The sequence below is a fragment of the Methylobacterium sp. W2 genome (assembly GCF_020662345.1).
Classification (GTDB): Bacteria; Pseudomonadota; Alphaproteobacteria; order Rhizobiales; family Beijerinckiaceae; genus Methylobacterium.
Window position 1 is genome coordinate 66,881 of the sequence record NZ_VMOA01000014.1, and the last position, 14,127, is coordinate 81,007.

14 protein-coding genes are annotated in these 14,127 nt (G+C 66.7%); 4 read left to right on the forward strand and 10 right to left on the reverse strand.

Features of this window, described 5'->3' with window-relative positions; translation table 11 throughout:
- Nucleotides 1-103: 103 nt before the first annotated feature.
- A complete protein-coding gene (locus FPV16_RS10115) occupies nt 104-676 on the forward strand; it encodes a polysaccharide biosynthesis/export family protein (RefSeq protein ID WP_227438127.1) in 573 nt (190 codons plus the stop codon).
- Between the two features lie 69 nt (nt 677-745).
- On the opposite strand, the gene FPV16_RS10120 is transcribed toward FPV16_RS10115, so the two are convergent.
- Nucleotides 746-889, reverse strand: coding sequence for a hypothetical protein (locus FPV16_RS10120; RefSeq protein WP_227438078.1), 144 nt, complete (start codon nt 887-889; stop codon nt 746-748).
- A gap of 241 nt (nt 890-1,130) precedes the next feature.
- On the opposite strand from FPV16_RS10120, the gene FPV16_RS10125 reads away from it, so the two are divergent.
- On the forward strand, nt 1,131-2,396 hold the full coding sequence (locus FPV16_RS10125) for a glycosyltransferase family 4 protein (protein ID WP_264483781.1): 1,266 nt from the start codon (nt 1,131-1,133) through the stop codon (nt 2,394-2,396).
- Between the two features lie 109 nt (nt 2,397-2,505).
- Complete coding sequence (locus FPV16_RS10130) at nt 2,506-4,050, forward strand: undecaprenyl-phosphate glucose phosphotransferase (protein ID WP_227438080.1); 1,545 nt, start codon at nt 2,506-2,508, stop codon at nt 4,048-4,050.
- A gap of 109 nt (nt 4,051-4,159) precedes the next feature.
- Here FPV16_RS10130 and FPV16_RS10135 read toward each other — a convergent pair whose 3' ends face one another.
- From FPV16_RS10135 to FPV16_RS10175, 9 genes are all read right to left on the reverse strand, one after another.
- Nucleotides 4,160-4,582, reverse strand: a complete 423-nt coding sequence (locus FPV16_RS10135) for a hypothetical protein (RefSeq protein WP_227438081.1) — start codon at nt 4,580-4,582, stop codon at nt 4,160-4,162.
- A 205-nt stretch (nt 4,583-4,787) separates the two neighbouring features.
- On the reverse strand, nt 4,788-7,238 hold the full coding sequence (locus tag FPV16_RS10140; RefSeq protein WP_227438082.1) for a TonB-dependent receptor: 2,451 nt from the start codon (nt 7,236-7,238) through the stop codon (nt 4,788-4,790).
- A 418-nt stretch (nt 7,239-7,656) separates the two neighbouring features.
- Nucleotides 7,657-8,283: a hypothetical protein gene (locus FPV16_RS10145; RefSeq protein WP_227438083.1), complete on the reverse strand. Its 627-nt coding sequence runs from the start codon at nt 8,281-8,283 to the stop codon at nt 7,657-7,659.
- Complete coding sequence (locus FPV16_RS10150) at nt 8,280-9,164, reverse strand: ABC transporter permease (RefSeq protein ID WP_227438084.1); 885 nt, start codon at nt 9,162-9,164, stop codon at nt 8,280-8,282. Before FPV16_RS10150 ends, FPV16_RS10145 begins: the two co-directional genes overlap by 4 nt.
- A 208-nt stretch (nt 9,165-9,372) precedes the next feature.
- Nucleotides 9,373-10,128 carry an ABC transporter ATP-binding protein gene (locus tag FPV16_RS10155; RefSeq protein WP_227438085.1) on the reverse strand — a complete coding sequence of 252 codons (756 nt, stop codon included), beginning with the start codon at nt 10,126-10,128 and terminating at the stop codon, nt 9,373-9,375.
- Entirely contained in the window at nt 10,125-10,367 is a 243-nt protein-coding gene (locus tag FPV16_RS10160; RefSeq protein WP_227438086.1) for a hypothetical protein, read from the reverse strand. The genes FPV16_RS10155 and FPV16_RS10160 overlap by 4 nt, the downstream gene beginning before the upstream one ends.
- 14 nt (nt 10,368-10,381) lie before the next feature.
- A complete protein-coding gene (locus tag FPV16_RS10165) occupies nt 10,382-10,807 on the reverse strand; it encodes a hypothetical protein (RefSeq protein ID WP_227438087.1) in 426 nt (141 codons plus the stop codon).
- Nucleotides 10,808-10,931: 124 nt separating this feature from the next.
- A complete protein-coding gene (locus FPV16_RS10170; protein WP_227438088.1) occupies nt 10,932-11,918 on the reverse strand; it encodes a YVTN family beta-propeller repeat protein in 987 nt (328 codons plus the stop codon).
- A gap of 118 nt (nt 11,919-12,036) precedes the next feature.
- Nucleotides 12,037-13,257, reverse strand: a complete 1,221-nt coding sequence (locus FPV16_RS10175) for an ABC transporter substrate-binding protein (RefSeq protein WP_227438089.1) — start codon at nt 13,255-13,257, stop codon at nt 12,037-12,039.
- A 269-nt stretch (nt 13,258-13,526) separates the two neighbouring features.
- Between FPV16_RS10175 and FPV16_RS10180 the strand changes: the two genes are divergently transcribed.
- On the forward strand, nt 13,527-14,096 hold the full coding sequence (locus FPV16_RS10180; RefSeq protein WP_413629252.1) for a DUF3280 domain-containing protein: 570 nt from the start codon (nt 13,527-13,529) through the stop codon (nt 14,094-14,096).
- Nucleotides 14,097-14,127: the final 31 nt, after the last annotated feature.

Below are 14,127 nucleotides of genomic sequence, written 5' to 3' on the forward strand. Positions count from 1 at the left end.
TAAGATCGACTGCAACGCAGCGCATTCCCGGCGGAGCATCAGCTTTTGTTAACCATATGAACCTACCAATAGAGGCAGAAACTTGCTCTTAGCGGCTTGGATGATGAACCGGCGCTCCCTTCTCCTCGCTCTCTCCTCCACTCTGGCACTGGGCGGATGCCTGCGTCCCGACTTCCGGACCGCGCAGCTCGATGCCACCACCACCGGATCGATCGGCGGACGCTATACGCTCGCCACCGGCGACCGGCTGCGCGTCATCGTGTTCGGCCAGGACAACCTCTCCAACATCTACGCCATCGACGGGGCGGGCGGCATCGCCATGCCGCTCATCGGGCTCGTGAAGGTGGGAGGGCAATCGACGGCCCAGGCCGCCCGGACCATCGAGGCCAAGCTCGCGGCGGGCTTCGTGCGCGAGCCGCATGTCACGGTGGAGGTGGACGCCTACCGGCCGTTCTACATCCTGGGCGAGGTCACGACCTCGGGACAGTACCCTTACGTGAACGGCATGGCCGTCGAGACGGCGGTGGCGATCGCGGCGGGCTTCGGGCCGCGGGCGGCCCGCGACTACGCCGTCCTCACCCGCGAGGGACCGAACGGCCTCGTCTCGGGCATCGTCCCGATGACCTACCTGGTGAAGCCCGGCGACACGATCGTCATCAAGGAACGCTTCTTCTGAGGACGTCTCGTCGTCGATCGATATCGGCCCGGATCCCTCCGATCCGGGCCTTCGTCGTTCCTCGCCCGGTCAGGCGATGTCCAGGCGACTCAGACTGGAAGCCTTGCCGGCATTGGCAACCGTCGCCCCGCTATCGAACCTGTGGTCACCCTCCTGATCCGAAAGGAGGTCTCCGGTCTTCGCGGACCCCTTGGACCGGGAGAGGTTCTTCATCTCGGCGTTCTCCAGCCCGCCGCTGTAGTCCGAGTATCCGGGCCGACGCCACCGGGTGGAATGTCCGTTCCCTTGCCGCCGGAGAGGCTGTCGTCGCTCTTCTGCGTTAGGGGCTGCCTGACCGAGCGAAAGGTTTTCGACCTCCCGCCCGCCTGAAATGGTCCTGCGGCGTACGGTCCTTGACGGTGGTACCATCTCTGGAAACCAGTCTCCGCTAAGGTCGTACCGTCGCCCGGTTCGAATGGTCGTCGCGTGGAGCTTGTCCGTCGTGAGTGCGTCCGCCTCCATCCCGTCCCTTCGCCCCTCCCCCGGCGAGGGCGGGAGCGTCTACCGCATCCTTCACGTCTTCCGCGCGCCGGTGGGAGGGCTGTTCCGCCACGTCTGCGACCTGATCAGGATCCAGGCCGCCGCCGGCCACGAGATCGGCCTCGTCTGCGATGCGTCCACCGGCGGCGAACACGCGGCGCGGGCGCTTGCCGAACTCCTGCCCCATCTCGCACTCGGCATCGTCCGGCTTCCCATGCGGCGCAACCCGCACGGATCGGACCTCGCCGCAGTGCGCGCAATCGCCGAACGGGCGCGGGAGGTCCGCGCCACGATCCTGCACGGTCACGGCGCCAAGGGGGGGGCCTATGCCCGCATCGCCCGCCTGCCCCCGGGTTCGCCTTCGCCGATCAGGGTCTATACTCCGCATGGCGGCAGCTACAATTACAAACCCGGTTCCCTGCGCCACCGGCTCTACATGGGGGTCGAGCGCCTGCTCGCGGCGCGCACCGACGTGTTCCTGTTCGAGAGCGAATACGTGGCCGGCCGGCACCGGCGCTTCGTGGGGGGTAAGCCCCGTACCATGCGGATCGTCCATAACGGCATCGACGAGGCGGAGTTCGAACCGGTGCCGCACCGGGCGGACGCCTACGACCTCGTCTATGTGGGCGAGCTGCGCGAAGCGAAGGGAATCACGATCCTGCTCGACGCCCTGGCGGCGCTACGGGCCGAGGGACGCCCCAGCCGCCTGCTCATGGTGGGCTCGGGCCCGGACGCCGACCCATTGGCGGAGCGGGCACGGCGGCTCGGCCTATCCGATTCCGTGGCGTTCGAGCCGCCCCAGCCGATCCGTACCGCATTGGCGAAGGGACGGATCATGGTGGTTCCGTCGCTCGCCGAATCCCTGCCCTACGTGGTGCTGGAAGCCGCAGCGGCACGGCAGCCCCTCGTCTCGACCAATGTGGGCGGCATCCCGGAGATCTTCGGGGCGGCGGCGGCGGATCTCGTCGGCCCCAACGATCCCGTTGCCCTCAAGGATGCCATCGTCCGCCAGCTCGACGAAGACCCCGCCCGGGGCCTCGCACGAGCCCATGCGCTCAGCGAATCCGTGCGGACACGGTTCTCGATGAAACGGATGGGGGCGGATGTGCTATCCGGCTACGCTGCCGCCCTGCACCTTCGAGGGACGTCCACCATGGCAACACTACTGCCGCCGATGAAGGAACTGCGGAAGTCGCGCTAACGTACTCTTTGCCATGCTTTCGGCGGGTGGACCTTCGTTAAACGTTCCGTGATGCCGGCTTGGCATCGTCCCCTATCTCACCGACGAAAAGTTCGAACGAAAGCAGACGATGAGCGCCTTCGACGTTCGCGACCTTCTGAAGGCGGCGGGGCATCCCAGCCAGCCAAAAGCGGTCGATGCGGCTGAGTACGGCCCTGCCGAATCCACGCTTCCTCCCGCCGAGATCGGGGCGCCCCGCGACCATGGCGGTGTCCTGTCTCCCGTCGTGCTATCGGGCAGCGTGCGGCTGGCAGATCTGGCGCTCATCGTCATCCTCGGGTTTGCCACCCACTTCGTGCAGCTCCGCGGCGTCGTCGCACTGGGGTGGAGCTATCCCACGGCAATCCTGTCCGTGGCCGGGCTCGCGGTGGCGTTGTTCCAGATCTTCGGCAGTTACCGGATCGCCGCCTTTCGGACCTTCTTCAAACCCGCCCTGCGCCTCACCGCCGCCTGGTCGCTGACCTTCCTCGTCGTTGCAACGGTCATGGTCTTCGCCAAGGTGGCCGACCATTATTCCCGCATCTGGCTCGCGCTGTTCTACGCCCTGGGGCTGGCCCTGCTTCTCGCCGAACGCCTCGTCCTGCTCCGTTTCGTCACCGCCCGCATGCTGCGCGGACAGTTCGACCGCCGCACGGCCATCGTCGGAGGCGGGCCGTTGGCGGAAGAGCTCATCCGCGCGCTGGAAGCCGAATCCGATTCGGGCATCCGCATCGTCGGCGTGTTCGACGATCGTGGGGACAACCGGTCGTCCTCGGTCATCGCCGGCTATCCGAAGCTCGGCACGGTGAGCGATCTCGTCGATTACGCACGCTCCACCCGCCTCGACCTCGTGGTCTTCACGCTGCCAATCGCGGCCGAGGATCGCCTGCTCCAGATGCTGGCCAAGCTTTGGGTGCTGCCCATCGACATCCGCCTCTCCGCCAAGGCGACGAAACTCAAGCTGCGCCCCAGGGCCTATTCCTATCTCGGCTCCGTTCCCGTCCTCGACGTGTTCGACAAGCCGATGGCCGATTGGGACATCGTCGCCAAAGCCATCTTCGATCGCGTCGTCGGCACGGCCATGCTGATCGTGTTGGCCCCCGTCATGCTCGGCCTGGCCATCGCAGTCCGCCTGACCTCGCCCGGTCCGATCCTGTTCCGGCAGAAGCGCCTCGGCTTCAACAACGAGACGATCGAGGTCTACAAGTTCCGGTCGATGTATGCGGACCAGTCCGATTTTACGGCCGCGAAGCAGGTGACGCGCGGCGACCCCCGCGTCACACCCCTCGGCCGGTTCATCCGCAGGACCTCGCTGGACGAGCTTCCGCAGCTGTTCAACGTCCTGAAGGGGGAACTCTCCCTGGTCGGGCCGCGCCCCCATGCGGTTCAGGCCACGACCAGCACCACCCTCTACGATCAGGTGGTGGACGGGTATTTCGCCCGCCACAAGGTCAAGCCCGGCATCACCGGCTGGGCTCAGATCAATGGCTGGCGCGGCGAGACCGACACCGACGAGAAGATCCAGCGCCGCGTCGACCACGACCTCTACTACATCGAGAACTGGTCGATCCTGTTCGACGTGCAGATCATGCTGGCGACCCCCCTCTCCCTCGTCACCACCAAGAACGCCTACTGATCCGACATCCGCCGGGATGCGCCCGGCCAAAACAAAAGCCGCCCGTCGCAATGCGACGGGCGGCTTTTGTCGTTTCTGCGCCGAAAACCGGCGCGACGGGGAGGTCCCGTTACGGCAGGGAGCCCGCCGCCTTCTTGGCCTCGGTCATCGTGTCCTCGCAGCCCTTGGCATCCCCGGCCGCTTCCTGCTTGCGCGCCTGCTCGATCAAGTGACGAGCGTGGTCGACACTCTTGGCGTTGGGGGTGGTCGAGGGATCGGTGGGCTTGCCGCCGGGGGGCGCGTCGAGCCCCATCGACGGATTGGACGCGACCTTGCCGTCGGCCGAGGCGGTTCCGGTGACCGACACGGCGCCGGAGCTGTTGAGGCGCCGCTCGATCGTGGCGATCTGGTCGGAGCAGGCCGAGGCGAAGGCCGGACCGGCAATGGCGGTGAAGACGAGAGCGGGCACGAGGACGCGGATCAGGGGCGAGCCCGTCGTCGGCGCATGCGCCTTGGTCGAGGAGGTCCTGGTCTCGCTGAGGGCCTTGGTCATGCGATGCTTTCCGGTGATGTCGAACATGGCACGCCAACGCTCGACCCACCCGGCATGTTGCTGCGACATCGTCGAACCTGAGGTGGATCATCCCCGGCGAGGCCATCCGCCGCACGCGGCGACCAATGAGAAAAGGCCACCGCCCCGTTGCCGGAGCGGTGGCCTTTTCGAAGGGGCTCATCGAGGTCTGGTTATCGAGGGGCGGCTACCAGAAGATGCGCATTCCGCCATAGGCCGCGATCGGCGCGCCGGGGGCCAGGCTCCGGTTGGAGCTGGCATTGGGCAGCGCCAGGATCGGAACCTCGCCGACCGGCGAGAAGGTGCCGAAGGTGGCGTATTTCGCGTTCAGCGCATTCTCCACATAGCCGTAGACCTCGATATTCTCGTTCACCCGGTAGCTCGTGTTGAACCCGATGACCGCGTAGTTGCCGGTGGTCTTGTTGAGGTTCGATTCGTCGCCCACGAGGAACTTGCCGGTGGCGACACGGCCGAGGACGCCGACCCGCCATTCCGGCGTGACGTTGTACTGCACGCCGACCTTGACCTGATGCGGCGCGACGCCGGGGAGCTTGTCGCCGCGTCTCACGAAGATCTGGTTGGCTTCCGAGTTGTCCGGCTGGGCCGGGTTCGGCGTGGCGAACGGGTTGCCGCCGGAGGCCAGGGTCAGCGGCGACTGGAAGGTGGCATCGACGAAGGCGTAGTCGATGAAGGCGTTCCAGACCGGGGTGGTGATGGCGAGGCTCGCCTCGACGCCCTGGCGGCGGGTGGAGCCGACATTCTGGAAATAGGCCCGGCCGATGGTGATGTCGGAGGGCACGAAGGTGATGTCATCCTCGTTGCGGGCCCGGAACACGCCGGCCTTCCAGCTGAGCACCCCGAGTTCGATCGGCGAAGGCAGCTTGCCGCGGAAACCCGCCTCCACCGTGCGGGAAATGACCTGCTTCAACGGCGGATCGCCGACGAAGAAGTTGGTGAGCGAGCACGGGGCGAGGGGATCGGCGCAGGAGAGCTCGGCCGGGGTGGGCGCACGGTTCGCCTCGACATAGCCGCCATAGACGGTGAGGAGGTCGGGCACGATCTTGTAGGTCGCGCCGACGCCCGGATTGAACCGCTGGAAGTAGTGGTTGCCGTTCAACGCCGTGCCGAGCTGATCCTCCAGCACGATCTTGGCCATGTTGAACCGGCCCTGCAGCGTCAGGGTCAGGCGGTCGGTCAGATCGGTGTTGTTCTGCAGGTAGATGCCGCCGTAATCGTTGCTCGACTTCACGCTCACCGGCGTGATCGAGTTGTCGTCGCTGCGCACCACGATGCCGGGGCCGAAGAAGCCGCGGTCGAAGGTCAGGCCGCCCACGGCGTTGTCGGCGGTGAAGGCCGTGCGGCCGCCGTCGTAGGAGCCGCCGAGGACGAAGCGGTTCGGCAGCCCGAACAGCGTCTCGCGCACGTTGGTCTGGACCGAGACGCCGAAATTCTCGGTGTTGGTCCGGGTCGAGTTGAGGAAGGCGTAGGGGCCGCCCTCGTCGAACCGCTCCGCGAAGGCCGGAAGCCGGGCGAAGTTCGCCGTCCTGACGCTGTTGGCCTGGACGCGCCGGTTCATCCGGTCGCGCAGGAAGAACTGCTCTTCGTTGGCGCCTTCCGAGCAGAGGAACCGCTCGTTCTCCTCGCAACGCTCCACTTCGGCGGCGTCGCCGTTGGCGGTGTTCTGCTCGAACCGGCCGTAATAGGCGTTGCCCTGGATCGTCACGGTGGGGGTGATGTCGTAGGTGCCCGACAGCCCAATGCGGCCGAATGCGTTCAGCGTCTTGTCGGGATAGGTGAAGACCTCGTTGCGCTTGAAGTCCAGCAGATCGACGGGCAGGGTCCCGTTGCCGGTCAGGCTGTTGATCGCGCCCATGAAGTTGAGGTGGAACTCACCCTTCTCCGCCTGCACGCCGAGATCGCCGTAGAACTGGCGCAGACGCGAGGGCGAGTGCTGGCGCCATCCGTTCTCGGAGAGGGCCGTGCCGGCGACGTAGAGGCCGACATTGTCCGAGCGCTGGCCATGCTGGAACGAGCCGCCGAAGCGCCCGAACGAGCCGCCCGAGAGGTTCAGCTCGGTGCCCTGATAGGTGAAGCCGTTCTTGAGCTGAACGCTGAGCGCGCCGCCGAGGGCGTTGAGGCCGTAGGCCGGGTTCGAGCCTTCGAGCTCGATGCGGTCGACGGCGATGTCGGGGATGAGATCCCACTGCACCGTGTCGCCGAAGGAGGTGTTGAAGCGGTTGCCGTTGACGTAGACGGCCACACCCTGGGGGCTTCCGCCCAGGGGCGAGGCTTCGAAGCCGCGATAGGTGATGGTCGGCTGGAAGGGGTTGCCCTGCGCGTTGTTGATGCTGATCGAGCCGATCCGCTCGTCGAGGGCGCGTAGCACGCTCGGGGTGCCGACCCGGTTCACATCCGCCGAGGTCAGGACGCTGGTGTTCTGGGGAAGCTTGTCACGGTCCTGGCCGAGGAGGACGCCCTGGGCGTTGCGCAGGGTGGGCGTCGGCGTGGTGGCGACCACGTCGAGTTCCTGCAGCGTCACGGCCTGCTGGCCGCCGACGACCGTCGTCTGCGCGTAAGCGACGCCCGGCAGCAGCGCTACCGAAACGAGGAGGCTGCTCCGCAGCGTCCGCTTCTTCATGTCCCGAGACCCTTCGATTCAAAATGGCGTGGCCGGTTTGTCCCGGCTCGTTGCCGAATGTTGCGGGGCGTATCGGGCTTGGACAATGCGGTCGCGGGGAGATTCGACGATTCTAATAAGGACACCCCAGAGATGGCGTCCGCGCGTGATCTCCGGGCAACACGATTTGCCAGAGAATACAAAGACTTCGGGATTAATAGGAACAGAATTCGGGACGATTAGGCAATCGAGGCGACCGGAATGTTTTCCACGGATCGGGGATGGGAAAAGCCGGTTCGGACGTGGTGGACGTTCACGAAGGTCGAGCGAATCGAACGCGTTCGATCCTGCGGGTCCGAGGCAAGTAAAAGGCCCGCCGGAGGGTCCGGCGGGCCTGTAGAAGATACTTCCTTGGCGAAAGCCCGATGGAGACGTCGGCTCAGAGGCGAGCCTGGATCTTGCGGGCGACTTCGCCGAGACGCTGCTCCAGCAGGGTGGGCACTTCGCAGACATAGGTCAGGGACTGGCTGCGCTCCTGGAAGATGCGTCGGTCCCAGGCGAACTTCGTCTCGAGTTCGGAGGCCTCCTTGGGCATCTCACGGGCGTCGTTGGCGCTGGGGCCGTCCTTCACCGAACTGATCTGATCGGCCTCCTGGCGGATGCGCTCGGCCATCCGCCGCTGCCCCTGCGCGTAGCGCGTGATCCCCCCGATCACCCGGTTGCGCTCGTTGTTCACCACTTCGAACACGCCGGCGAAGACGCGGGTCAGGCGCTTGGCCTTCTCGTCGCCGGCCTTGGCGACGAAGTCGTCGAGAAGGGGGTCGACCTCACTGAGCTCGGTGCGGCGCGAGGCGATCTTCTGGGCGAGCGAGGCCGCCTCGTAATCGTCGCCCCACGGGCCGGCGGCCTCCAGATCCGGCCCGGTCCAGACCGTGCCCGGGCTCAAGGTGGAGACCTTGCGCTGGACGCAGGGCCAGTCCGGGTCGGCCTTGGGCTGGGCGAGGGCCGGCCCGCAGAGGAGGCTGCCGGCCGCCATGGCCAGGAAGAGTGTCCGCGAAAAGATCATGCATTGTCTCCGGCCGGTCCGCCGCGCCGGGCCATGATGCCGCGACCGGGATCGTAGGCGATGACGGCGAGGGTGAAGAAGGCGATGGTGGTGCCCACGACGACGGCGCAGGCGATCGGTTCGAACTGCCCGTAGAGGGCGAAGCGCACGAGTTGGACGGCATGGCTGAACGGATTGGCCATGCAGATCATGTAGAGCGTCTCGCTCGACTCGCGGATGCGCCAGAGCGGGTAGAGGGCCGACGAGGCAAAGAACATCGGGAAGATCACGAAGTTCATCACGCTGGCGAAATTCTCGAGCTGCTTGACCATCGAGGACAGGAGCAGGCCGATGGCGCCGAGCATCAGCCCCGAGGCGATGAAGGCCGGCAGCGCCGCGATATAGCCGATGGCCGGGATGTCGAGCTCCCAGAACCAGGCTATGGCGAGGAACGCGTAGGCCTGCACCACCGAGACGGTGACGCCGGCGATCAGCTTGGCCAGCAGCAGCAGCCAGCGCGGATACGGGCTCGTGAGCAGCACCTTCATCGAGCCGACCTCGCGGTCGTAGACCATGGAAAGCGAGGATTGCATGCCGTTGAACAGCTGGATCATCACCGCCAGCCCCGGCACCACGTAGACCTCGTAGAGGACATAGGTCTGGTAGGGCGGCTCGATCGAGACCCCGAGCGTGTTGCGAAAGCCCGCCGCGAAGATGAACAGCCAGACCAGCGGCCGCACCAGGGCGGAGAAGAACCGCTCCTTCTGGTTGAAGAACCGCAGCAATTCGCGGCGCACGATGCCGCCGAGGCAGATGAGGTAACCGACCGCGTCGAGGCGGCCGAGATGGGGCACGGGTTTTTCGGCCAAGACCGGTGCGGCGGTGGCGACGGTCTTCGTCATGACGGTAACCGCTCGTTCGACCTGATCGCGAACAACCCTCCCCCCTCTGCGGGGGAGGGTGCCTGCGGAGCAGGCGGGAGGGGGAACGACCTCTCCGGACGCGGCGCTCCCCTCTCCCGACCCACTTCGTGGGCCACCCTCCCCCGTAGAGGGGGGAGGGAGGAGGCGCGATGACCGGATGAAGCTGGTGTCACACCGATGCGAGGCATCATGCGGCCTGCCTCGGCGGTTCGGCGACCAAACGCCGGAAGGCGGCCTCCAGCGTCTCGTCGGCATGCGCGATGGACGCGGCCGTCCCGCGCGCGACGATGCGGCCCTTGTGAAGGACGACCGCATCGTCGGCCCCGTCGATCTCCTCGAAGATGTGGGTCGCCCACAGGACCGACAGCCCCTCCTCCCGCACCAGGGCGCGGACGATGGCGACGATGTCGGCGCGGGATTCGAGATCGAGGCCGACGGTGGGCTCGTCGAGCAGCAGGAGCTTGGGCTCATGCACCAGGGAGCGGGCGATCTCGATCCGCCGCGACTGTCCGCCGGAGAGGGTCCGCACCTTGTCGTCGCGCCGGTCGCTCAAGCCCACCCGGGCGAGCAACGCCGCGATGCGGGCCTTCGCGGCCCGGCGCGCGATGCCGTGCAGGCTGGCATGGTAGAGGAGGTTCTGTTCGACGGTGAGGTCGGTGTCGAGGGTGCGGGCCTGGAACACCACGCCGAGGCGGGCGAGCGCCCGGGACGGCTCGCGGTCGAGGCCGTGGCCGAAGATCGAGACCCGCCCGTCCTGGTTGGCATAGAGCCGGGTGATCACCGAGAACAGGGTGGTCTTGCCGGCTCCGTTGGGGCCGAGCAGGGCCATGAAGCGCCCCCGCTCCACCCGGATCGAGACGTCGGACAGGGCCGCGCGCGCGCCGAAGCGATGGCTCACGCCGGCCACGTCGAGGGCCGCGCTCTCCCCTGCCCCGTCGGTCACGGCTTCATCGCCCGCTTGGCGTCGCCGACCGCGTCGAGGCATTCGTCGAACTCGCCCTCGCCCTGCTCGCGCTCGGCCACGCGCAGGGCCTTCTTCAGCTTCGGCGCCGCCGCCTCGGACGGCCCCTTGGCGAGGGCGTCTTTGATCATGGCGATGCCCTCGGCACAGGCGGCCTTGTCGTCGGCGAGCGCCGGGCCGGCGGTGAGGAGGAGGACGAAGGTCGGGATGAGGAGACGCATGCGGAGGCCCTGCCTTACTTGACGATGAACTTGCCGGTCATGCCCTTGGATTCGAGCCCATGGATCGACCAGGGGTATTCGCCCGGCTTGATCGTGACGAACTCGATGGCGATCTCGCCCGGATCATCGAATTCGAGGTGGTCCGGCGGGCCGCTGCCGTGGATCTCGAGATGCTGGATCACGATCTGGTTGAACCAGATGTTGCGGAAGAACTCGGTGGCATAGAACTTATATTCCTGCCGGCCCTTGGCGACGATGCGCAGGCGATAGGCCTTGCCGGATTCGAGTTCGATCTCCCGGTTCTCGACCACGAAATCGTTGCCCTCCTCGTTGCCGAGGACGAGATCAGGGAGATTCGAGCGCTTCTTGGTGAGATCGAGGGCCGAGGCTGGCCCGATGGCGAGCAGGGCCGCCAGGGCGAGGGCTATCGTCCGTTTCATGGTTCCGTCCTCCCGTGTCGCCGCCTTCGGCGGTCGGTGCTTCGTCGAATCCGCGGCGCGCCCGCGTCCCGCCCTCCAACCTCATCCTGAGGAACAGGGTGGGACGGTGAACACCCCGCAAGAATCAATTCGGCGATACCGCCACGCCCCACGGCAGCAATCCCACCGGGATGCTCTTGATCACCTTGTCCGCCTCCACATCCACCACCGAGACGTCGTTGGACGAGCCGTTGGTGGAGAACAGGAACTTCTGGTCCGGGGTGAAGGCGAGCTGCCAGACCCGCTGGCCCACGGGGAGATATTTCTGAACCTCGTAGGTCTTGGCGTCGATCACCGCGATGCGGTTGGCAGGACCGAGCGCCGCGAAGGCTTTGGTGCCATCCTTGGTGATGCGGATGCCCACGGGCTGGATCGCCTCGTCGTTCACACCGGGGATCTTGAAGGTGATCTTCTTGATCACCCGCCGCGCGGCGACGTCGATGATGCTGATCGTCCCGCCGACCTCGGCCGAGACCCAGAGGAACTTGCCGTCCGAGGTGAATTCGGCAAAGCGCGGGCGCGCATCCACCAGCACGTTGTCGATCACCTGGAACGTGGTGGTGTCGATGAAATGCGCCATGTTGGTGGTCTCGGAGGTGTTCACCAGGATCTTGCCGTCCGGCGACAGGCCCATCCCCTCCGGCTCCACCCCGACTGGCACCTCGGCCAGCACCTTGTTCTTCTCGATGTCGATGACCGTGACCTGGCTGTCATCCTCGTTGGCGACGTAGAGCGGGTTGCCGCCGGGGCCGAGGATGAACTGCTCCGGATCGGGGCCGGACCGGAGAGACCGCACCACCTTGCCGGTGGCGGTGTCGAGCACGTCGATGCGGTCGTCGTCGCTGGCGCAGACGAACAGCTCCTTGCCGTCCTTGCTCGTCGTCACCCCGCGCGGGCGCCGGCCGACCTTCCAGGTGCCGGTGACGGCCATCGTCGCCGTGTCGATGACGCTGACGGAGTTGCCCTTCTCGTTGGTCACGTAGACCGTATAGGCCTGCGCGGAGACGCCCAGGGCCATCGTCGCACCGACGATGGTGGCGACGCTCACGCCTGCCTTGAAGCCGCGGCTCATTCCGTTGTCTCCCTGGGGCATCGCTTCTGTGCGCGATTGTCCGTGATTATAGTGCAGTTTGTCCCCACGGGGAGCGCACGAGTGCCTGCGGAACGCAAGCGCGTTGCCGCAGGTCGGCTCAAGAAAATTTGCAGGTCGTCTCGGGAAGGTCGGTGCCGAGGGTGTCCAGCGGCGTGCGCTGGTGGGTGAAACCCTGCTCGGGCGCCACGGTCACCATGGCTTTGGGCTGCACCACGATGATCGGCTGGCGCAGCTGGTGATCCCAGGGGCGGTAGGTCAGCGAGACGCCCTTGTAGGCGGGCAGGCTGAAGGCCGGGTCGGCGAAGTAGGGTGCGAGCACGGCCGGATCGGCGGTCTTCTTCTGCGTCGCCGCCTCCCCCACCGAGCGCACCGCCGCCCAGACCTGATAATCGAGGGGCCGCATCAGCCGGCCGGCGAGGCGCCGGAAGCGGTTCTGCGCCTGCGCCGCCCCCCAGGTCTCCAGGGTCGGGTGCCAAGTGGCGGCGATGAGCCCCTGCGTGCCTGCGACCGGCCGGGGGTCCACGGTGCGGAAGGGGACGTAGTCGCCCCAATCATTGGCCTCGTCGGCGACGATGGCGAGGTCGTAATCGACGCCGCGGGTGAAGACCATCGCCTCCGAGCGGGTCGGCGTGTCGCCCCGCGCCTTGGCGAGCGGCCCGAAGGTCCAGGGCTTCTCGGCGGTGATCTTCAGGGAGAATTTCTTCGCCGAGGTCCGGAACGCGTCGGCGTAGAGCTTGTCGTTTTCGTTGGGGCCGACGATCAGGAACATCTTGCGCCAGCGCATCAGGGTGAAGAACTGCGCCAGCGCATCGGTCTGCATCGCCCGGCTCGGGATCACGTGGAAGACGTTTTTCCGGCAATCGGCGCCGCGCAGGCGGTCGTCGGGCGCGGCGGTGTTGAAGATCGTCACCTGCTCGCCCTTGACCGCGTCGGCCACCGCCAGGACCTCGTCCGCCGGCAGGGCCAGGACGAGATAGCGGATCCCCTTGCCCACGAGCTCGCGGGCGGAATCGACGGCGCTCTTGCCCTCCGTGAGGGCGACCTCGTCGAGGGCGTAGGTGTGCTTGGTGAAGCGGCCGGTCGTGTTGTTGTCCTTGACCGCCATGCGGGCGCCGGCGACGCCCTCATCCTCTGGCGCGGCCTCGGCATCGTAGGAGGACGGCGCGATCTCGGGCCGGTAGATCAGGCCGATATGGGTATCGCCCGTCGCAGCGTCCGCGGAGGCCGCCGGTTCCTGCGCCAATGCGAGGGACGCCGTGCCGCCGAGGCCGAGCGTGAGGACGAGGGCGGCGGATCGGGAGAGGAGCGATGCGTTCATACGGTCGGCACGCTAACAACATTGCGCGGATACGCTCAATCGCGGAAGCATAAGGAAACCCTAAGGCGCGGTGGAGCGTCGCTTGCCTGCCGAAGCGCGCGAATACACGCGGGATCGATCGGCGCGGGCGAGCCGATTTGCACGCCTTGTCAAATCCGGCCACTGCTCGACTTTGAAGGCACGGGCGCGGTGTCCGCCGCAGGCCGCATCGATCGTGACACAGGTTCGCCATGTCCCCATTCGTCAGGTCTCGTCGCGCCAAGCCCATGATGTCCGAGCGTACGAAGTCATTGCCGCCAACCGGCCTCGGACGCGCGGTGACGCGGCCCGCCGCACTCGCTTTGGCCGGGATCCTGGCCGGATCGGTCCTGGCAGGACCGGCCCTCGCCGGCCCCGACAAGGCCGCGATCTTCGGGATCGAGCTCAACGATCCGGGCGTGGTCGGCGGTCGCAAGGCCCGGCCGGACGAGGCCCGACGCCTCGCCCTGGTCACGGAGGAACTCCGCAAGGCGCTCACCGCCGGCAATGCGGTGGAGGTCGTGGACGTGGCGCCCCAGGCCGCCGAGATCGCCAAGCAGGCGCCTCTCTTCAAATGCGAGGGCTGCGCCGCCACCATCGCCAAGAGCCTCGGGGCCGATCTCGCCGTGAACGGTTTCGTGGAGAAGGGCTCCAATCAGATCTTCAATCTCTACGTCCTTATCTCGGACGCCGCTTCCGGCAAGGTCGTGCGGGCTGGACAGGTGGTGATCCGGGCCGATACCGACGACACATGGGCCCATGCCATGCGATGGGTGGTCAAGAACCGTCTCCTGGCCGAACCCTTGCCCACCCGATCCTGAGTCTCGTTTTGCCCCATCATTCCGTGTCGAA

What these genes read in the sequence shown, in the direction of transcription:
- FPV16_RS10180 (WP_413629252.1), top strand. Translation starts at nt 13,527, where the DNA reads ATGTCCGAGCGTACGAAGTCATTGCCGCCAACCGGCCTCGGACGCGCG.
- FPV16_RS10125 (WP_264483781.1), top strand. Translation starts at nt 1,131, where the DNA reads ATGGTCGTCGCGTGGAGCTTGTCCGTCGTGAGTGCGTCCGCCTCCATC.
- FPV16_RS10115 (WP_227438127.1), top strand. Translation starts at nt 104, where the DNA reads ATGAACCGGCGCTCCCTTCTCCTCGCTCTCTCCTCCACTCTGGCACTG.
- FPV16_RS10160 (WP_227438086.1), bottom strand. Translation starts at nt 10,367, where the DNA reads ATGCGTCTCCTCATCCCGACCTTCGTCCTCCTCCTCACCGCCGGCCCG.
- FPV16_RS10120 (WP_227438078.1), bottom strand. Translation starts at nt 889, where the DNA reads ATGAAGAACCTCTCCCGGTCCAAGGGGTCCGCGAAGACCGGAGACCTC.
- FPV16_RS10130 (WP_227438080.1), top strand. Translation starts at nt 2,506, where the DNA reads ATGAGCGCCTTCGACGTTCGCGACCTTCTGAAGGCGGCGGGGCATCCC.
- FPV16_RS10150 (WP_227438084.1), bottom strand. Translation starts at nt 9,164, where the DNA reads ATGACGAAGACCGTCGCCACCGCCGCACCGGTCTTGGCCGAAAAACCC.
- FPV16_RS10175 (WP_227438089.1), bottom strand. Translation starts at nt 13,257, where the DNA reads ATGAACGCATCGCTCCTCTCCCGATCCGCCGCCCTCGTCCTCACGCTC.
- FPV16_RS10170 (WP_227438088.1), bottom strand. Translation starts at nt 11,918, where the DNA reads ATGAGCCGCGGCTTCAAGGCAGGCGTGAGCGTCGCCACCATCGTCGGT.
- FPV16_RS10140 (WP_227438082.1), bottom strand. Translation starts at nt 7,238, where the DNA reads ATGAAGAAGCGGACGCTGCGGAGCAGCCTCCTCGTTTCGGTAGCGCTG.
- FPV16_RS10165 (WP_227438087.1), bottom strand. Translation starts at nt 10,807, where the DNA reads ATGAAACGGACGATAGCCCTCGCCCTGGCGGCCCTGCTCGCCATCGGG.
- FPV16_RS10145 (WP_227438083.1), bottom strand. Translation starts at nt 8,283, where the DNA reads ATGATCTTTTCGCGGACACTCTTCCTGGCCATGGCGGCCGGCAGCCTC.
- FPV16_RS10135 (WP_227438081.1), bottom strand. Translation starts at nt 4,582, where the DNA reads ATGACCAAGGCCCTCAGCGAGACCAGGACCTCCTCGACCAAGGCGCAT.